We start from the raw sequence: 19741 nt of genomic DNA, 5'->3' as shown, positions 1-19741 counted from the left end.
ATGATTATTTACATTATTTTGATCCTCGTCATTCTACAAAGATTGACAGAAGTTTTCATTGCAAAACGCAATGAAAACTGGATGCTTTCACAGGGAGCATATGAAGTTGGTTCCTCTCATTATCCATATATGGTTTCTTTACACGTCGGTTTTTTCCTATTTTTAATTATTGAAGTAGTTACTAATCATAAAAGTTTATCGCCTTTATTTCCGTTACTGTTCTTATTATTTATAGCCGTTCAAGCATTACGCATTTGGTGTATTCGTTCATTAGGGCCTTTTTGGAACACAAAAATACTCATATTGCCGGATGCAAAAGTTGTACGGAAAGGCCCGTACACATTTATGCGTCACCCAAATTATGCAATTGTTTGCTTAGAAATTATTCTTCTGCCTTTAATGTTTCAAGCATACTTCACAGCATTTTGCTTTACACTTTTAAATGTGACAATGCTATCCGTGCGCATCCCAATTGAGGAAAAGGCTTTGCGAGATGCTACAAATTATAATCATGTATTTCAAAAAAAGATTTCGGAATCCTAACCGAAATCTTTTTTGCTTTTATTTTTAATGCCATTCCCAATTAAACGGATCTTGTAAACTCCCCCATGAATTATTAAACTCGTCTTCCGTTAATAAACACTTGTCCAATTCTTTTATAATCGCCTCTTTATCTAAATCAACACCAATTATAACGAGCTGCGTCATGCGATCTCCAAATTCCTCATCCCAATCCTCTAGTACCTCGGGGCTTTGCAAGAAAACATCCTGCTGCTGTTTCTTTGATAAAGCAGCTACCCAATAAGAAACGGGCTCTATTTTTGCCGATGAGCCTGCCTGTGATAGCAATAATGCAACTTCTTGATGCTTTGCACTCCAAATAATACCCTTTGCTCGGACAATCGATTCTGGCATATGATCACACCATTCTACAAATCTCATTGGATGGAATGGTCTTCTACGCTTATAAATGAAAGAAGAAATGCCGTACTCCTCCATTTCCGGTGTATGATTTTCATGACCAAGCTCTAATTCCTTTAACCAACCAGCAGATTCTGATACCCGTTCAAAATCAAAGCATCCCGTATTTAAAATTTCAGCTGGCTCTATTACACCGTTTACTGTACGAATTAGCTTGGCTTCAGGCTGTAAGGCACGTAAAATACGCTCTAATTTTTCAAGCTCTTCATCTGATACTAAATCACATTTGTTTAATACAAGGACATCACAAAACTCGATTTGGTCAATGAGTAAGTCGGCAACATCCCGTTCATCTAATTCGCTGACTGCCTCCTTACGCTCTAAAAGGCTTTCACCCGACTGAAAATCATGCCAAAAACGATTCGCATCTACAACCGTCACCATCGTATCAAGCTGGCAAAACTTTGTTAAATCAATACCAAGCTCCTCGTCTAAATAGCTAAATGTTTGGGCAACAGGTATTGGCTCGCTAATCCCCGTCGATTCAATTAAAATATAATCAATAGTACCGAGCCTTGCGAGACGCTCCACCTCCTGCAATAAATCCTCGCGTAGCGTGCAACAAATACAACCATTCGATAACTCCACAAATTTTTCCTCTGTTCTTGAAATGCCGCTTCCATTTGCAATCAGTTCTGCATCGATATTAATTTCACTCATATCATTGACGATTACAGCAACACGCATATCTTTTTCATTTTGTAAAACGTGATTCATCATTGTTGTCTTACCAGAACCTAAATAACCACTTAACACTGTAACAGGGATTTTCTTTGTCATCTTTACAACTCCTTAAATCGTAATCATTACTATTTACATTTTGTAATTAAAACATAGAATCCTACAAAACGCAACGCTAAAACTTTACGGAAATACGATATTGACATATTTCATTAAAAATAATAATGTATAAAGCGTAATAATTACGATTTAAAAGGAGGTTATTTTATGCGTGTACAAGTGACATTGGCCTGTACAGAAACAGGTGATAAAAACTATATCACTACAAAAAATAAACGAACTAATCCAGAAAGGCTGGAGCTTAAGAAATATTCCCCGCGTTTGAAAAGAGTTACATTACACAGAGAAACGAAATAATATGTATTACGTCTAGAATCCCCTAGTAACATAAAAATGGCTGTTTCATCTTACTTTTGAAACAGCCTTCCACAACATACTTTATAAAGTTTTATTAGTATTTATTTCTATAGTTAGCTCGTTTAATTTGTGTTCCAAGTCATCAAGCAAACGTAATTTATGATTCAACTGCTTTTCAAAATCTATTGATTGAGCCAGTACTTTATTTACTCGAACATCTAAGTTTAAAAGGACCTCTGGATTCATCATCGTTTTTTCACTTAGAGAAAAGCTATGTTTTTTTACATCTGATAATTTTTCTATCTCAGTGCTTTTCCCCTCTATTTCTTCGGCTAAATGCTTATTAAGATTGTCTGAATTAGTTTGTTCTACACGAGATCTTTCAATGGCTTCAATTATTGTTTTCATTTGTTGGCTTATATCCCTTGTAAAAACATTCAGCTTATTTTCAAGGCCATCTACTAAAGTCTTATAATGAACATCTGATTTCACAGAAAGAAATTCATCTTTAGTGGATTTTAACGTTTCCTTTATTAGCTTATTTTCTGCACGTAGCTCTTCTAATTCCTTTAATAAACCCTCTATCGAAGAAAGTTGTTTTTTCTTTTGGATTTCTCTACCTTGTATATCTTCATAGTAAGTTTTTAGTTTTTTTTCATGGTCTCTCTTCTGCTTTAAAAGCTCCATCGAAAGATCCTTTTTCTGTTTCGTTAATTGAACATTTTCTCGCTCTAATCTCAGTACTAGTGAATAATAATCACTATCTCTAAGCCTTTTAACTTCATTTTTATATTTTGCTAATTCGGCTCTTAAAAAAATGATCATTTGCTGCAGCTGAATAGGATCATTGTTTTTAACAATATCATTATCCACACTTGCACCTCCTATCACGACATTTTTCTAAGTAAACTAATCACTTCTTCAAATTGCGCCTTACTATCCTCTAACATCTCATCAAGCTGCTTAATAATCTTAATTTCTATTTCCTCATCGCCAATTTCTTCAACTTTGCTCTTTTCTCCTGACATTAAATAGGCAAGAAGTAGATTCAATGTGCCTTTTTCGAGATAAGCAAAGCTGTTATTTTTCGTATTACTATAGTTAGATAGATTCGTAAGCTGTTCCTTTATTAGTTGATGGACAACACTATCTATTTTTTGATTTATATTTTCAGACTCACTCATTTTCATCCTCCTGTGTAATTCCATTGAGATTAATAGGATTTAAGACAACGACACCATCTTTTAGCTGATCACAATATGTAAAACCCATAATACTTCCTGAATAAGAAAACTTATGACCCCATTTGATTTGAAAGTTAGGGAATGATAGTGTTTCGTTTGGCTCTAACGTTGTTTTTCCTATAGGTCTAAGCCAGAATTCCTCCTTGCTTGATTGGTCATTGATTCGCTCCCAGCTACTGTTTCCTTTTAAATTTGGTGCGAAATGTTCATAGACATACCTTCCTGAGAAAGAGAATGGAGAATCTTCAGGCAGTTTTATACATAGATACGGATTTGTTATAGGCTGATTACCTATATTGCGAATATGGTAAGAGCCCAAGCATAAGCTCTCCTCATCAGGGTTATAAGAAATATTGAACGAGGATGTGAAATAACTAATGATATTTACATTTTTTAGAACGATAAGCTCCTCAACTGTTTTTTTAATTTCATGAACATAAAAATCCGTTTGTTTTTTTAGTTCATTTATCTTTTCTTCCACATGATCGATACGAGTAATCATAATTAGTACCCCCTTGCCAATAGTATTAAATTAACAAAACCTACTTTAAGCGATAGCTACTGTCTGAAATCCTTTCATAAAAAAAAAGAGAGGATTATCCTCTCTTTACAATATGATTTTCTTCTATGTGTTAGTACCATTAACCAACAGTTGGGAATACAGCAGGGCATTGCGCTGGGCGAACTACACCTGGACATGCGAACGGTAATTCTGCTCTTGGCTCGCAGAAAGTCGCTAAGAATTCCACAGTAACTGGGAATGTAGATTGAATACTTTGGCAAACTGATATAGTAACTGTTAATGCAGTAAACGTAATTGTGCCTACTCCAGCAGTTAGAGTTCCTGTTGAACACACGAAACAATCTAAATCTGTGAATAAAATTTCTACATCTGTCCCTTTAGGTGCGCATAATGTAACTTGTTCACAACGTGAAACTGTAATAGGATTGCTTGTAAACTTAGTACCATTTGGTAAAGTAACAACTAACGTAACAGTAAAGTTCTTTTGAATAGTCAGATTTTGAAGACATACCGTTGCACCATCAATGGAGAATTGACGATTCTCACGGTTCAAAATAACAATAGGGTTAGTTGCTCTTGGAACTACATTACATGTAACCACTGCACCAGTTAAATCAGTAGTTGCTGTTACTCCCGGAAAAGCAATTGGGCCAGTAGGGGAAAACTCAAACGTAGCTTCCTTTACAATCCAGTCAAACACCTTATCTACGTTTATACAAATTTGTTCCTGCGCCTGGGATGGCATATTATCTTGCATCCTTTTGACACCTCCATAATTTTTTTACCTTTCGTTTGTATCTTATGTTTTCTGACTAAAAGTGCATGGGCTAAAAAGTAATTTGTTCTGATTTTTATTAATCAATTATGCCTCGACATAATTACGTCCGGAATCGGCCAGAGGCTTTAACTTCTTTCAGCAGGTGATGAAACACCCTCTGAAAAGTAACTTAAATCCGCATTCATCTCCCCACCTTCTTTGCTTTCGGCACAGAAAATAATTGCTGAAAGAAGTTAAAATACTTAAGTATCAGTATGTATCGTTTTTGCTTACATCTCATCTTCTTAAGGAGAAACTAAAATGTTTGAAAGGACCGGTATATTTGTAACAGAAAGTAAATATTTTTAATAAAATATTAATGGACTGAAAGGGGTGAAATGCAATGGAAGATTCAAAATTGTACTGCGCTCAAGACATTGAAAAATTGAAGCAAAAAATAGAAGCCTACAAGGACACGTTAACTTCATTAAAAACAGGAACTTCAATTGAAGATTATTTATTTATGAAAATGGATTTTGATGGGATTAAAACGCAAATGGCACTTTTAGAAGGGCTAACTGAAACAATAGATGATAAGCAACATTCACAGATTGGAGGCTATGAGGAGCAGATAAAACTCCTATCGGCACAAATTGAGTCTCTGAATCAAACAATTGAAGAAATGAACCAAGAAATACTAAAGGTTTTAAACAAATTACTCGCTATTGAAAATACTGAAGCTCCAATCACTACACCTAAAACTGAAAACACATCTAAATTTATTGCTAACGGTGTACAAAGGGATCCGATCATTACACAGACAACAAGTCAATCGGCGACTGCATTAAAACAGCCATCTTATAAAATGCTACAAACTCTGGCAGGTAAAGCAATAAACGCGCAGTTAGATGTTAACAATGGTATACCTTCTGCTCACAACGGAAATCAAAGAAATGTACCCGAAGAACGTCATTTTAATCAACAATACTTTCAATCAATAAATACTCATCCAAGCCAAATATATAATGGTTTATTTAGAAATACCACTACCGAATCCACCATCCATTTTAAAAACGCGACGAACGCACAGGAAATTCCAATTAGTGTTTATGAATCTAATACTTTACCACATGCCGAAATCCATAATTCCACTGACTTTAATACGGAAGATTTAGCTAATTTTAGAGAACCCGAAAAAATTAATAACACTGTCACTTTAGATGAAATGAGCTCTGTAATAACAAATGAGCCTTCTATTTCTGAAGCTTCTGAAGTGGTTAATGAACCTGCCATTCTTGAAGTAGCTGAAACCGTCAATGCACCTGCCATTCCTGAAGTAGCTGATACTGTTAATGCGCCGATCATTCTTGAAGCAGCTGATACTGTTAATGCGCCTGTCATTCTTGAAGCGGCTGATACTGTTAATGCGCCTGTCATTCTTGAAGCAGCTGATACTGTTAATGCGCCTGTCATTCTTGAAGCAGCTGATACTGTTAATGCGCCTGTCATTCTTGAAGCAGCTAAAGTGGTTAATGAGCAAGGGGGCGTAAATAAATCCCCTATTTTAAAAAGTGATGAATTTGAGATTTTTGAACCTACTTCAGAGGAAGTGTCTGAAACCCATACACCAATTGAAGAGATAAACAAGCAACCTGAGCTAAAAGAAGAATCAGCTGAAGAAGGTCATAAAAAAGAGAAGGGCTCTTTATTTTTCAATTTCTTTCGAAAATGGAGCTAGTTTAAAGCTGCGGTGTACAGTGTATAGTTACAATGGAGATTTATACGATAAACCGTCCAATAAGTATGAAAATACATATTGGACTTTTTTCTGTTCCATTAACAAATTTGCAGAAAGTCAAATTCATTAGAGAATACTTGCCATTGACAAAAACGCCTCTAAAGAAGCCTCCATATTTTCACATATAAAAACTGCAATGTAGTTAATGGCCCTACCCCTATAATCTTAGATGAATAGAATAATGAAGAAAGGGGGTGTAAAAATGTGTATGAATAATTCAATGTGTGGCTGCTCTAATAATCAAAATGAGTGTCATGCACTTGGTCCTTTTGAAGCTATAGACGCTGCATGTATTACTACTCCACCAGCAACAGGCTCCATCATCCCATTCGCGTCAGGAATTGTGCCTGTTATTTTAACATCAGTTCTTGGTGGCGCGATCGGTACAGTAAGTTTAGTAGGATTCGGTACGTCTATTCCAGGGGTAAGTCTTTCTGGTACAAATATAGATTTAACACTTGCTACAGGAACGGAAGCCTTTTCGGTTCCACGTGATGGTACTATTACATCTATTTCTGCATCATTATCTGCAACAGTTGCTGTAACCCTTACAGGAACAGCAACAGTCAGAGCACAAATTTACCGCGCGGTTGCGGGAAGCAATGTTTTCAGCCCTACAACAGCATTTGTTGATTTAGCACCAGCTCTCTCAACAATAGCAATAGGCACTATTACATTTGGTACTAGAAACGTTACACCAGTGCCAGTAGCTGCTGGTGATCGTTTATTAATGGTGTTCTCCATTACTTCCTCAGGGATTGTTGCTACTGTTACTGGTAACGCAAGTGCAGGTATTAATATTGTATAAAAGATTATGTTCGTAAGTTAGATTAAAGCTACCATACAGTAACATTACCTATGTATAATACGATAATTACTTGAAATCAACAGTAATAAGTAAAGTAGGCGATTTTCTTTAAATCAGGAAATCGCCTACTTTTCGCTCTAAAAATATAGTTGTTATTTCGCCAAAGCCATTTGAATATGAGCAAGATGATGCTTTCCATGCCAAGCATATAGGGCTATAGCTTTTTCAAGTGTCATCAATCCTGATTCAGGATGATTAAATGCTCGGTGTAATTGCTCTGCTGTTAAGCTTGTTAGCAAATAAACCCAACGTTCATGTAAGCTCTCAATCATTTTATAAGATGTTGAGGAAGCCATTCCGGAATCGGGTAACTTTGCCCATTCTTCCTCATCGTAAGGCTTAATCGTTGGAGCATCCTCTGTCAAAGCTAGCTTAAAACGGATGTAGCTATTCATATGACTATCTGCAATATGGTGGACAAGCTGCGTAACCGTCCAACTATTTTCTCGGTAGGAGTTTGTTAATGCTTGTTCACTTGCTCCATTAAGTGCCTCTGCTAGTTGTTTCGGTAATAGACGAATATCCTCCATCCATTCCTTTACTTGCTGTGCCGTCACTACTTCCGGAAATTGAAATTGTCCAATTGGATATCTTAAATCGGTCATAATAGCTATCCTCCATTTCTATTTTCTTACTTTTCATGTTACCAATTTTATATTTTTCATGCCATTCGCTTTAATTCTTTTAAGCAAAACCCTCATTTTGCAAGAATTATACTTACAAAACGAGGGTCGTTGTGTGAAAAATCCACTCTCTATTCATTAATATCGTAAATTAAAGTATCAAAATAACTTTCATTAACATACAGTAAAATCGCCCATTCACCGGGTTTTGGTATTTTTACACTTGAAGGTACATGAGCATCTGCACCATTAACAGGTCCACCAAGCCCTATAGTCCAACCATCTACTAAGATAGGATGCACTGTTTTAGATTCTTTATGATACCCGACAATGGTTAACTTGCTATCACGACCTTCTTCAATTCCCCAAAGATGCCACATCCATTTTTGAGTGTTTAAACTTGGCATATTGGCTCCGATAACACCTGATTTATTTGCATTACCTATAATACCTCTGTCTCCAAATTCTACTGCCTTTTTGTCCCAATCAATCGATTTAAAATCACTTTCTTGCACAAAATCAGGTAAATCATTTGGCAGAGCAACCTCTTTCTCATTCATTGTACAGCCTACCAACAATAACAACACTGTTACCATAAGTACCCATCTCCCCATTACTACACTCCCTATAAGTTATGGCTATTTTCTATGAAACGAATTTTTCGCACAAATAGTTACAGAGTATTCCGAAAATTATATGCATTCTTTTATTCTATAGACCTCATCACAAATTTAACTAACGACTTTAACGGATGAATAATCGTTAAATCTGACTCTTGTTCGAATTGCTGTGCAACCGAAATATGCCGTTGTTCCTCCGCTAGATAATAAAGAGTTTGTCTAATAGCGTTATTATACGCTTCCTTTTTCCCCTGCATAATCAGTTCAAACGTATTGTCGATAATTTTTACTTCAGTACTATTGGATTTTTCATGTAGTAAAGCATATTGCTGAAGTCTATTCATCGTACCTTCTACGGTTTCAGGATTTGTAAAAAGAATCATTTGAGGCTGTTTTTCTTCACATACTGTTTCAAAGAACGGCTCATCTATTTTAATAATTGGAATAGAAAGTTCCAGCTGTTCTTTCTCTAACAATGCAATATAATTAGTGCACGTTATTAAGATGGCATCCATGTTACAGCTTTCCATCCATTCGAGTTGCTCTTTCACCTTAAAAACTAACCTGTCTGTCCCTTTTGATACTTGCTGTATAAGACCTGAATCCACAAAATGGACCAGTTCTACGTTCTCAATGGTTTGAAATGCCTGTTCTATATACTCAATATTTGAATGATGTGCATGTAAACAGCCAAGCTTTTTCCTCAAGAGCAGTCCCCCCTAACTTCCTTTCAGCGGATGTTTGAACACCCGCTGTAAGAAGTTAAAGGCATGTAGCATAACGTTATGAATTACTGAAGCATCCTCTACTTGTGCTAAAATAATGTGCATCTGTCAACACTCCTTTTATGCCTAAAAATACATTACAATGCATTTTTAAGCATAAATAAACCGCATTACCTTACAATAATGCGGTCATTACTATTAATTTTTGTTCACAAAACGTATTGCTCTACTCATAACAGTTGGAACGATTGAAGCATGATTTTCCTCCAATGCTTTATAGAAGGAGATATCCATGATTTTTTGTAATTCACTCGCGATTTGTTGCGCATCATCAACCATAAAGGTTTCCAGTTCTCCCACCCCAATGAATAGTTTTTCATAAGCAAATGGAAGCTCTTTTAAAAATGTTGACGCATAACCTAATAGTTCATGCTCATTCCACCAAATAGAAGGGCTAATCGCTATATAACGTTGGAAGCTTGATTGATGATGGAATAATTGCCAAAGAACAAAATAACCTGCTAATGAATGCCCGAGCAGCGCTTCATGTTGCATATTTACAGGGGATTGAGCCTGAACACTTGGCTTTAATTCCTCCTCTAAAAATCTACTAAAGTTCTCTGCTCCTCCATGTTTCTCATGACCCTTACCTTTAAATCTTGCAGGATAAGTATACGTTTCGGCTTGTCCTGTAAAATCATAAAATCGGCGTTCGTGCATGTCAGCACCATGTCCAATGCCAACAACAACGGCTGGTAAAACTCCTGTTTTTGGTGCATTACGGCTCTGTAGGCGAACCGCTTCCTTTACAAGATGAAAATAAGACGAGCCATCTAATACGTATAAAACTGGAAAACCTCCTTCAGGTACTTCTCCATTAGGTACATAAATATTTACCGTATACGTATAATCTGTAAACTTCGATACAATTTGCTGCGTCACATAATCAAGTGCTTTCACGTTCTTCCCCTCAATCATTTGTCCGTCTCCTTCATAACATCATAGCCATAACATACTGGTGTTTTCGTAACTGGATCTTCCATAATACGTGCATTAATATTGAATACGCTACGCATAACATCTGCACATAAAATTTCCTCAGGTGTTCCAGTTTTCATTACATCCCCCTGTCGCATTGCGATTAAATGATCGGAATATCGTGCCGCGTGATTAATATCGTGCAATACCATAACAATCGTACAACGATGCTGTTCGTTTAAGTTTTTCACAATTTCTAACACTTCTAACTGATGCGCCATATCTAAATAAGTTGTCGGTTCGTCTAATAGCAGAATACTTGTTTCTTGTGCTAAGGCCATTGCAAGCCATACACGTTGGCGTTGACCCCCAGAAAGTTGAGCAAGCTCCCGATTTCTATACTCCATCGTATTTGTCACATTTAAAGCCCATTCAACCATTTCTTCATCTTTTTTTGTTAGGCGATTAACATTATTACGATGTGGATAACGACCATAAGCAATAAGCTCCTCCACCTTTAACTGACCTGGGGCAATAGGCGTCTGGGATAAGATAGCTAACTTTTTCGCAATTTCCTTCGTCGATAAATTTTGCATATTTTGGTCCTGTAAATAAACCGTGCCCTGCTGCTTCTTTAATATACGACCAATTGTTTTTAACAGTGTAGATTTTCCACATCCATTGGGACCTATAATGGTCGTAACCTTTCCTTCTTCTATTGTTAAATTCAAGCCTTCAAACACACGAACCTGCTCATAGCCAGACGATAAATTTTCCATTCTAAATGCAGTTTGCACACTTTTTCCTCCTATGCCTTCGATTTCACTAGTAAATATAAGAAGTACGGAATCCCAATAATCGAGACAACAATACCAACTGCCAGCTCAGACGGCGCAAATACTGTTTTTCCTATGAAATCTGCAAATATAAGCAATCCCGCGCCTATCAACGCACTAACTGGCATGATATAACGATGTTGTATACCAACAAGCTGTTTAGCAATATGTGGTGCCATTAATCCAATAAAACCGATACTACCTGATACCGATACACAGGCACTTACTAAACCGACGCTTGCCAATAACAGCTTCATTTTCTCTTTTTCAACCGCTATCCCTAAGCTAGTAATACTATCCTCTTCTAATTGAAAATAATCGAGCAAATAGGATTTCCGATAAACATAAAAGCCTAATAAAATAAGCCACGGTAGCATAGTCACAACAAAGATCCAATTTGCATTATAAATAGATCCTGCCATCCAAACAGCGGCAGCTTCATAATCTTGAGCATTCATTTTCAATGATAAAAACAGTGACAATGCTCCAAAGCCACTATTAATCGCAATCCCCGTTAAAATTAGCCGCTGCATATCTAAATGACCGTTTTTTAAGGCAAATGAGAAAATCAACAAAGCTGCCATCGTACCACCGACGAATCCAAATATCGGCATCATCAAAATGGATAACCAACTACTCATATCTGCAGATGTGAGATGTAATTGAAAGAAAAACATAAATATAACCACTGCTGCACCAGCACCAGCATTGATCCCTAAAATCCCAGGGTCTGCTAGGCCATTACGCGTAATACCTTGTAACACAACCCCTGCCATCCCTAAGCCAACACCTACTAATGCTGCAATGACAATACGTGGTAAACGGAATTCAAAAATGACAAGATCAAATTTTGGATTTGGTTCAATGCGTAGCAATGTTTTTAAAACATCCATCACCGACATATCAAAGACACCATTTGTAACATGGAGATAGCCGGCGCCAAAAATAAATAACATGAGTATGGAAGCAGTCATGACGAATACACTTGAGGTTTTTTTACGCACGTTGTTCACCTCCGTGTTTACGAACTAAATATAAGAAGAATGGAACACCAACCAACGCCGTTAATACGCCAATTGGAGTTTCGAATGGATAATTAACAAAGCGACTGAGTACATCACAGAGCGCTAAGAAAAACGCACCTATTACAGCTGCACAAGGAATGATAAAACGGTAATCGACTCCAACAAGGAAACGTGTAATATGAGGAATGACTAATCCTACAAAGGCTATCTTTCCTACGAGTGCAACTGCTGTACCTGTTAAACAAACAACAGCAAGCATACTAATAATTTTCACTGCTTTTGTTTTTTGTCCAAGTCCAATAGCGATATCTTCGCCTAGTGAAGTTATTGTAATAGCCTTAGCTGATAATAGTGCAAGAACTAAACCAATTAATCCAAATGGAATAGCTAGCATGAGCATATCCATATCCACCATATGTACCTTTGTGTTATACCAAACACTTACCGTTTGTGATACTTGGAAATACATCGCAATGGCTGTAGCAATACTGCTTAAAAACGTACCAATGACCGTCCCAATAATGGCCAGCCTTACTGGTGATAGACCATTTCGAATTAGAGAGCCAAAACCAAAGACAATCCCTGCCCCTAATGCTGAACCAAGCATTGAAAGTAGAATCATTTGGTAATTAGGAAGCCCTGGGAAAAATACTATTGCTAACGTAATCACAAATGCTGAACCATCATTAACTCCCATTAGTGAAGGGGACGCTAAATAATTTCGTGTAATACCTTGCATCACTGCCCCAGCTACTGCTAAAAATGCTCCCACCAGTAAAACTGCAGCGATTCTAGGTATACGACCTGTTCGAATAATTTGGTGATCCACATTTGAAGAGTCGAATGCAGTAATTGCCTGCCACACCGTTATTGCACTAATGTCTTTTGTGCCGTACATAACGGATACTAATGCCACAATCGCAATTAGAAATGGAGAAGCTGCTACTATCGTAAATGCCAACATGTTTGTTTTTTTCAACTTTCACACCTTTTTCTATATCAATTATGCCTCGGCATAATTGCGTCCGGAATTGGTTTTGTCCTTAGGCCTGCACGAGGGCCGACACGAGGTCGGTCATTTCGGTAATGCCACAGGACGTGGCATTTTTACCGTTGCAGGTCAGTTAGCCGTTATCGCATGGAAGCGATGATTTTAGGCTAACATCCTATATTGAACTCCTTTCCGATTCCGCGACATCCGCCGGAGGCTTTAGGCCAACAAATGTTTTTTGCGCGAAAGCGTAGTGCTAACGTAGCGCCAGTAGCATGTTGTTGGTCACTCAGTCATTGCCACAGGACGTGGCGCTTTTAGACTGAGTTCCTCAATTTCAGTGGATGTTTGGGCATCCGCTGAAAGAAATTGAACTTTATTTTATAAAAGGCTGGCAATAGCCTGGTGATGCCACCAAATCTACTACCAGCCTATCTAAAAACTATTTAAGTAATTTTTCAGCTGCGATATCTAAGAATTTCACCTTAGACCATGCAGTACCACCCTGTGCTAAAGGTTCAATTGCATTCACGAAAACCTGTTTATTTTGTGATGCCTTTAAGCTTGCGAAAATCGGATTTTTTTGTAGCTCTTCTAACGCTTTTGGTGCATCGGCATTTTCTGATTCCTCAAATTGAAGGAAAATAGCATCAGGATTAACCTCTGCTAATGTTTCAAGCGATAGTTCGGTCTGTGCCTTTGCTGTTTTTAAAACCTCTGGTATTGGAGCCCCTAAATCTTCATATAGAACAGGGTTTAAGTAAACGCCTGCTGGATAGATATACATTATGCCACCACGTACCCGAATAACTAGAACTTGCTTGTCCGCTAATTGCTCTTTAGATTTCACTTGAGAATCAGCAACTTTCGCTTCATAATCAGCAATGATTTTTTTCGCCTCATCTTCTTTACCTGTAAGCTGGGCAAGTAATGTTAGATTCTCCTTCCAATTTGTAGAGACATGTGAATATGGAACCATTGTTTGAATTTTTTTAAGCTTTTCAGCCATTTCCTCAGGGTATTTTGAGGAACCTAAAATAACATCTGGATCAAGTTTAAGAATGGCTTCAGTATTCGGTGTCATTTTATTTCCAACAAGCTCAGCACCTTCTAATTCAGAAGCAAGATATGATGGAATTTTCCCACCGATATCTAGCACACCAACAGGCTTGATACCAAGCATTGCCGCATCCTCCATAGATTCTAAACTTGCTGCTACAATGTTTTTCACTTCTGTAGGAAGTTCATATTTTTCACCTAAGTATGTAATCGTCTGTGTTTTCGCCTGATTTGTTTGTGTTTCTGTTGCACTAGTTTCTGCCGTATTATTTGTAGATGTATTAGACTCTTCCGCTTTATCCGTACCACATGCAGCCAAGGATAGAGCTAATAGAGCGGGTGCACACATTTTAAAATATTTATTCATAGATTTATTCTCTCCTAACGAACTTAATTATATTGATAATGATAATCATTTTCATTTATAAGTCAATAGACTTTCTTGATTTAATTGATATTCATTATCATTTACGGTTACTATCCTAACAAAGAGAAAACCTATTGTGAATGGACAATTTTACAACCACATGGACTTTTGCCGATTCTTAACTTCTTTCATCAGGTGTTCAAACACCTGATGAAAGAAGTTAAAGCCTCCGGCGGATGTCACAGCATAATTGATTTACAAAAAAAAGCTGCTTCTTTTTTCAAGAAACAACTTTTTATACGTATTTAGCTTCCTCCATCATTAATTTCCGAAAAGCTGTCGGGGACATTCCAGTACATTTTTTAAATACTCGACTAAAATAAAAGCAATCTACATACCCTACACATTCAGCTATTTCCGCTACTGGAGAATTGTCATATTTTAGTAACTCCTTCGACCGTCGTATACGATATTCCGTTAAGTAAACGCTAGGATTCATCCCAGTATGCTGTTCGAACAAATGGGCAAACCTACGACGCTCCACGCCAAATTCTTCAGCAATTTTTGAAACAGAAAGTTGTTTAGCATAATTCTCATGTATATACTGTAATGCTTGCTCCATCTGTTCACTAGCTGTATCAAGAACCTTCACTTTTGCCGACATAAGAATAGCTTCCAAAAGATTCATAAATAGAATTTTTGCTTTGAATATCGACATATTACCTGGCATTGCTTGGCTTTCTATTAACTGCTGTACATAGTCGATAATTTTCGTATGATAGCCTGTATTGATTAAAAAGTGCTGAGCTGATAACGGATATTGAGGTATTTCTTCGGACGGGATATGATAATGAACAACTGCATACTCCCATCCCTTATCGCTAGTAACTTTAATTTCGATTGGCATTTGTGATCCTGCATGTACGACCATACCTGGCTCCATTGCATAAGGGATACCGTTAAAGCTAAATATAGCACTACCAGCAAGCGGCACAACCAAACCACACTTCCCAGGGGCTGTTGTTCGTCCAATATCTATTTGGCCCGGCTCCATTTTATTTGTAAAAACATCCGTAAAACTTACAGATGCATGTGCATAATAATCGATTAAATGCTTGATATCCACTTTAAAGCTCCTATATTCTGGATTTGCGAAAAATGATGCAGATCATGATCTACTAAACTAGCAAAATAACCGCAAAGTGTTAATTCTGAAGCACCTATTGTAAAAGGCTGTTGCCATTGCTTATCCACTATTTGATAAAGTGCGTCAATTAGCTGCTGTCTCTGATTGATAAAATTGGCTATTGTCTCTTCTTTTCTTTGTGCTCGACTATTCCTTGCCGCGCTAGTATTCAGCTCTTCTACAGTCGGTCCTTTTGGTAAGCTTTCTTCTGTAAAAAGAAACGGTAGACGTTGGTTTACCACGAATTCATCCCATGGAGTAAGATGTCCAATGACCTCTGAAACCGTCCATTTTCCAGGACCTATAGACGTGCGCCATTGTTCTTCTGTTATGTTTGATAAACTTTCCACAAACACGATAGATCTTTCATAATGCGAGATTATTTGATGTTTATCGTGATACAAGTCTTTAGCTCCTTCGTTTCATTTTAGTAGACAATCTGTAGCTTCGGCCAACATAATTCCCACTGCTTGTTTCGAACTCTATTCATAAAAACCTCATGCCGTTGAGAGCCTTTTTGAAAATATGGTGTAGGAGCGACAATCCCAGAAACTAAATGCTTGATACCATGAGGTGCAGCTATTTCAAGTATTCCATTAGTAAGCCTTACACCGATAGCTGTCGGTATTTCTGGAAAATGTGCAATTCCATCAATCGAAGACTGATAAGGTTTACTCTTATTTACTTCATGCATCCTCGCTTGATTTTTCACAGACCAAGGCTCATTCGGTAAATACTTCTTCAATTCTTGTTCATATTGCTTCTCATAGTTCTCTAAAGAATTTACTTTATCAAAATATATCACATCAATATCGGCTAATGATGTTCTGTATTTTTTGTCATGTAAATAATCCCACACCTTTGAACGAATAAATCCAGCACATACCCATGAATCAGGTAATTGTAGCTTCTCTACAGTTGTCAAAATACCCATCATCCATTCATCTGCGGCAATTAAGCTTTTTAGCTCTTCTTCTGTTTTTATCAGTTTCTTTCACCTCTGAATGTATCATTCCCCATGCTTGTGCTGTTTCCTTATTAATGATTCTCAACCCATGTTCTTATTTTTCTAGCAACATCCTTAGGTGCTTCACGAAAAATATCATGACCTGCATCAGCGATTGGTTCAATATCTAAGTTCTTAATTTTAGTTTGCAAAATTTGAATACTCTTCTTTCTAGTAGATTCTAATTCGCTTGGTTTTGTTGCGTGGATCAAGAGAGCCGGGCATTGCACCTGTTCTACTATATCTGTGACTGGTTCCGCATCAATACCTTTTATGATGGATTGCCCTGTGAAAGTAGATATCGTAAGTCTAATTTCGCCATCCTGTTCCTTAACTTGAGCCCTTGATGCTTCTTTAAGCTCTTCTGACCATCGTGAAAGCTCTTCTTTTTCTGATTCAAAAAATACATCCCAAGATGAGAATCTTACTTCATCGCAAAATTTCTCTATACCTTGTAATTCGTTTTCTAATGTCATGCCTAAATCTTGCGATGACAAATAACCGCCATCTAACAAAATTATTCCCTTTAATCGATTTGGGTATTTTGCGGCATAATGCAATGACAAATCAGCTCCAAAAGAATGACCAATTAAATAATGAGGTGTATTACCTAACTGCTGATTTATTATTTCTTCTATTCCTACAATCAAATTGGAAGGAAAATAAGCCTTTTCTTCTTCCAAGGCTTTTGCATAGCCGTGTCCTGGTAAATCAAAGGATACGATATGATACTCTGGTAAATGTTTTGCTAGTTCTCCAAATGCTAAGCCCGAACTCCCTAGTCCATGTAAAAAGATTAACGTTGTATTTTGTGAGTCGTCCCATTGATATATGTTTTGCTTCATTGCTACCATCCCCTTCGGTAAATAATCACTTCCATTACTTACAATAATAACTATTTACAATTCAATTTCATAGGGGCTAAGCAGGGCCAATTAGGAGAGATTGGAGCTTTAAGGGGACTTTATTTCAAGAAGTATTTATAGTGAAAGAGGAAAAATTAATTTTATTTAAATATCATTTATACAAAACGAAAAATAATATATTAGATTTATAAATTGTTTACCATTACCCTTAAACTAACAACATTAAAGGAGCCGCTTATGAAAAAATCTTTTATTTTCATTGTGACCGTTGCCATTGCAATAGGACTTTTTTATACAAAGCTTTCACTGACGCTCGTCGGTATCGGAATTATTGCTGCTTTTATCGGTACCCTTGCTGGAGGTGCTGGGTTAATTACAATCCCCGCTATGATGCTTGTTGGCATACCTATTCAAACAGGCATTGCTACGAATAAATTTTCATCGGGCATTGCAGCGTTGTCAAGCATCTTTTATCTTCTTTATCATAAAGAGCTTCGACTAGCAGCTATTATGAAATATGTTGCTGTAGCAATTGTCGGAGGCGTTTGTGGAGCACTCCTAACAGTATCCATCTCGGAAAAAACAATGAATATTATTGCATGTATTCTACTTATCTTCGCCCTATTTATAACGTTGAAAAATAAAGAATGGACTGTTAGCTCAGAAGAAAATGACACTAAACACGGCAATAAATTATGGCAGCCATTTTTAATCGCGGCTTATGATGGGGGCTTTGGACCTGGTTCTTCAACCTTCAGCATACTGCATTTTTTACGCTATCATTACTCCTACATAAAAGCTGTACAGCTCACACGCGTACTTATTTTCGGGAGCTGCACAGGAGCATTTATAGTATTTTACCAAACTGGTTTTATTCAATGGCCTTATGCAATGGCAATGGCAATAGGCTCCATTATCGGCTCTCAGCTCGGCCTTTTAATTCTACCGAAAATTCCGATAAAAATAGCTAAAATACTACTAATAATCATCATTTTATTACTACTTATTCAAGTTGCAATAAAAATAATTTAACTACTTAAATGTTCATGAATTAACTTCCATTCATTGTTTAGGACAGTAAAAATATTCGTTGCTCTTCCGCTACCTGATACAAATTTTCCGTTATGACAGCCTTCATAATGGTATGTATAAATACAGGTAGCTGATTGTTCATCAACCGTAAGCCACTGGACATCGGTAGCCGAATAAACTTCTTCCTTTATCAAATCCCATGCATTATTGAAATAAGCTCCTATTTCTTCTATGGTCACGCATGTTTTATCCGAAAACCAATACACTGCTTGCGGATGCAAAACTTCTTTTACGTTATTAAAATCATGGGAATTTGTCGCTGCAATATAGTTTTCTAAAGCTTGTTGATATGGCATGGTAATATCTCCTTTTTTAACTAATATTAATTGGAATTCTACTACTTAGAAACAAAAAGAATGAAATAGCAGAAGGTGTGACAAGACTATTTCAAACAGTTTATGATGAGGTAAAGAAAACAAGGAGGGTATCCATGCTCGCTACTATTCAAAAACAACAATATAACTATGTCGTAAAATTTAATCGACCACTGTCACATTCAGTTGATGCTGTTTGGGCAGTATTAACGAAGAATGAAAAGCTTCAAAAATGGATGAATAATTTAGAAATCATTGATCTTCGAAAGAACGGTAAGATCCACTTTAATATGAATGATGGAACAAATGCTTATAAGGAAATAGCAATTACAGACTATGCTGAGAAGGAAGTACTCGAATTTGATTGGGGAAAAGATACAGTAAGATTTGAACTCTCCCCTACCAGCAGTGGGTCCATATTAGTATTACTTGAAACGATTGGTGAGCTAACTGACCATACACCTAAAGATTTAGCCGGTTGGCATATATGCTTAGACTTACTTTCGGATTTATTAAACGGAACTGTACATGAGGAATTTCCAATGGAAGAATGGCAAAAAAGGTTTGCAGAGTATGCGCAGCTTGTGGATGACGTTGAGAAGATTTAAGCATATCACGAATAAAACTCCTAGAGTGAAGTGACCCCTAAAAGTTAGATTAGACACAGTTATTTCATTAGGCAGCTTGGGTAAAACGAGTTCGGTATTGCACCGGACTCGTTTTTAATTTTGCCTTAATCCGTTTCGTATTATAGTAATTGATATATTTTTCTAATTCTATTTTA

25 protein-coding genes are annotated in these 19741 nt (G+C 36.9%); 6 read left to right on the top strand and 19 right to left on the bottom strand.

Going from position 1 to position 19741, the window contains the following annotated elements:
- A complete protein-coding gene (locus ACYQ73_RS19345; RefSeq protein ID WP_460013953.1) occupies positions 1-543 on the top strand; it encodes an isoprenylcysteine carboxyl methyltransferase family protein in 543 nt (180 codons plus the stop codon).
- Positions 544-567: 24 nt separating this feature from the next.
- Here the strand turns inward: ACYQ73_RS19345 and ACYQ73_RS19340 are convergent, their stop codons facing one another.
- A complete protein-coding gene (locus ACYQ73_RS19340; RefSeq protein WP_460013952.1) occupies positions 568-1761 on the bottom strand; it encodes a GTP-binding protein in 1194 nt (397 codons plus the stop codon).
- 168 nt (positions 1762-1929) lie between these two features.
- Here ACYQ73_RS19340 and rpmG point away from each other — a divergent pair, with 168 nt between their 5' ends.
- The gene (gene rpmG / locus ACYQ73_RS19335; protein WP_053481849.1) at positions 1930-2079 is read left to right on the top strand and encodes a 50S ribosomal protein L33; all 150 of its coding nucleotides are present in this window, start codon (positions 1930-1932) and stop codon (positions 2077-2079) included.
- An 81-nt stretch (positions 2080-2160) separates the two neighbouring features.
- Here the strand turns inward: rpmG and ACYQ73_RS19330 are convergent, their stop codons facing one another.
- From ACYQ73_RS19330 to ACYQ73_RS19315, 4 genes are all read right to left on the bottom strand, one after another.
- On the bottom strand, positions 2161-2952 hold the full coding sequence (locus ACYQ73_RS19330; protein ID WP_460013951.1) for a hypothetical protein: 792 nt from the start codon (positions 2950-2952) through the stop codon (positions 2161-2163).
- A 14-nt stretch (positions 2953-2966) separates the two neighbouring features.
- Positions 2967-3263 carry a hypothetical protein gene (locus tag ACYQ73_RS19325; RefSeq protein WP_460013950.1) on the bottom strand — a complete coding sequence of 99 codons (297 nt, stop codon included), beginning with the start codon at positions 3261-3263 and terminating at the stop codon, positions 2967-2969.
- Complete coding sequence (locus tag ACYQ73_RS19320) at positions 3256-3825, bottom strand: hypothetical protein (RefSeq protein ID WP_460013949.1); 570 nt, start codon at positions 3823-3825, stop codon at positions 3256-3258. Before ACYQ73_RS19320 ends, ACYQ73_RS19325 begins: the two co-directional genes overlap by 8 nt.
- Before the next feature lie 139 nt (positions 3826-3964).
- A complete protein-coding gene (locus ACYQ73_RS19315; protein ID WP_460013948.1) occupies positions 3965-4603 on the bottom strand; it encodes a BMQ_0737 family morphogenetic spore coat protein in 639 nt (212 codons plus the stop codon).
- A gap of 403 nt (positions 4604-5006) precedes the next feature.
- On the opposite strand from ACYQ73_RS19315, the gene ACYQ73_RS19310 reads away from it, so the two are divergent.
- Together ACYQ73_RS19310 and ACYQ73_RS19305 are read left to right on the top strand one after the other, a co-directional pair.
- Complete coding sequence (locus tag ACYQ73_RS19310; RefSeq protein WP_460013947.1) at positions 5007-6341, top strand: hypothetical protein; 1335 nt, start codon at positions 5007-5009, stop codon at positions 6339-6341.
- A 262-nt stretch (positions 6342-6603) separates the two neighbouring features.
- Positions 6604-7209 (top strand): exosporium glycoprotein BclB-related protein, encoded by a 606-nt coding sequence (locus tag ACYQ73_RS19305; protein ID WP_460013946.1) that lies wholly within the window; start codon positions 6604-6606, stop codon positions 7207-7209.
- 152 nt (positions 7210-7361) lie between these two features.
- Here ACYQ73_RS19305 and ACYQ73_RS19300 read toward each other — a convergent pair whose 3' ends face one another.
- The 12 genes from ACYQ73_RS19300 to ACYQ73_RS19245 form a co-directional block, all read right to left on the bottom strand.
- Complete coding sequence (locus tag ACYQ73_RS19300) at positions 7362-7874, bottom strand: YfiT family bacillithiol transferase (protein WP_460013945.1); 513 nt, start codon at positions 7872-7874, stop codon at positions 7362-7364.
- Positions 7875-8023: 149 nt separating this feature from the next.
- Entirely contained in the window at positions 8024-8506 is a 483-nt protein-coding gene (locus ACYQ73_RS19295) for a hypothetical protein (protein ID WP_460013944.1), read from the bottom strand.
- A 92-nt stretch (positions 8507-8598) separates the two neighbouring features.
- Positions 8599-9225 carry a hypothetical protein gene (locus tag ACYQ73_RS19290; protein WP_460014094.1) on the bottom strand — a complete coding sequence of 209 codons (627 nt, stop codon included), beginning with the start codon at positions 9223-9225 and terminating at the stop codon, positions 8599-8601.
- A gap of 210 nt (positions 9226-9435) precedes the next feature.
- A complete protein-coding gene (locus tag ACYQ73_RS19285) occupies positions 9436-10215 on the bottom strand; it encodes an alpha/beta hydrolase (RefSeq protein ID WP_460013943.1) in 780 nt (259 codons plus the stop codon).
- Positions 10212-10994, bottom strand: a complete 783-nt coding sequence (locus ACYQ73_RS19280; protein ID WP_460014093.1) for an ABC transporter ATP-binding protein — start codon at positions 10992-10994, stop codon at positions 10212-10214. The genes ACYQ73_RS19285 and ACYQ73_RS19280 overlap by 4 nt, the downstream gene beginning before the upstream one ends.
- 29 nt (positions 10995-11023) lie before the next feature.
- Positions 11024-12025, bottom strand: a complete 1002-nt coding sequence (locus tag ACYQ73_RS19275; RefSeq protein WP_460014092.1) for a FecCD family ABC transporter permease — start codon at positions 12023-12025, stop codon at positions 11024-11026.
- Between the two features lie 22 nt (positions 12026-12047).
- Complete coding sequence (locus ACYQ73_RS19270) at positions 12048-13055, bottom strand: FecCD family ABC transporter permease (protein WP_460013942.1); 1008 nt, start codon at positions 13053-13055, stop codon at positions 12048-12050.
- Between the two features lie 454 nt (positions 13056-13509).
- The gene (locus ACYQ73_RS19265; protein ID WP_460013941.1) at positions 13510-14493 is read right to left on the bottom strand and encodes an ABC transporter substrate-binding protein; all 984 of its coding nucleotides are present in this window, start codon (positions 14491-14493) and stop codon (positions 13510-13512) included.
- A 295-nt stretch (positions 14494-14788) separates the two neighbouring features.
- Positions 14789-15619, bottom strand: coding sequence for an AraC family transcriptional regulator (locus tag ACYQ73_RS19260; protein ID WP_460013940.1), 831 nt, complete (start codon positions 15617-15619; stop codon positions 14789-14791).
- Entirely contained in the window at positions 15601-16083 is a 483-nt protein-coding gene (locus ACYQ73_RS19255) for a DinB family protein (protein ID WP_460013939.1), read from the bottom strand. Before ACYQ73_RS19255 ends, ACYQ73_RS19260 begins: the two co-directional genes overlap by 19 nt.
- A gap of 23 nt (positions 16084-16106) precedes the next feature.
- Positions 16107-16616, bottom strand: a complete 510-nt coding sequence (locus ACYQ73_RS19250) for a nucleotidyltransferase family protein (protein WP_460013938.1) — start codon at positions 16614-16616, stop codon at positions 16107-16109.
- Positions 16617-16717: 101 nt separating this feature from the next.
- Positions 16718-17530: an alpha/beta fold hydrolase gene (locus ACYQ73_RS19245; protein WP_460013937.1), complete on the bottom strand. Its 813-nt coding sequence runs from the start codon at positions 17528-17530 to the stop codon at positions 16718-16720.
- A gap of 258 nt (positions 17531-17788) precedes the next feature.
- Between ACYQ73_RS19245 and ACYQ73_RS19240 the strand changes: the two genes are divergently transcribed.
- A complete protein-coding gene (locus tag ACYQ73_RS19240) occupies positions 17789-18583 on the top strand; it encodes a sulfite exporter TauE/SafE family protein (RefSeq protein WP_460013936.1) in 795 nt (264 codons plus the stop codon).
- Here ACYQ73_RS19240 and ACYQ73_RS19235 read toward each other — a convergent pair.
- Positions 18580-18939 (bottom strand): YybH family protein, encoded by a 360-nt coding sequence (locus ACYQ73_RS19235; RefSeq protein WP_460013935.1) that lies wholly within the window; start codon positions 18937-18939, stop codon positions 18580-18582. The genes ACYQ73_RS19240 and ACYQ73_RS19235 overlap by 4 nt on opposite strands.
- A gap of 134 nt (positions 18940-19073) precedes the next feature.
- Between ACYQ73_RS19235 and ACYQ73_RS19230 the strand changes: the two genes are divergently transcribed.
- On the top strand, positions 19074-19565 hold the full coding sequence (locus ACYQ73_RS19230; protein WP_460013934.1) for an SRPBCC family protein: 492 nt from the start codon (positions 19074-19076) through the stop codon (positions 19563-19565).
- Positions 19566-19632: 67 nt separating this feature from the next.
- Here ACYQ73_RS19230 and ACYQ73_RS19225 read toward each other — a convergent pair.
- A partial coding sequence (locus ACYQ73_RS19225) for an IS3 family transposase (protein WP_460013232.1) occupies positions 19633-19741 on the bottom strand: 109 nt, incomplete at its 5' end.

This window comes from Lysinibacillus sp. CTST325 (genome assembly GCF_054665055.1).
This window is presented reverse-complemented; position numbering and strand designations above follow the sequence as displayed.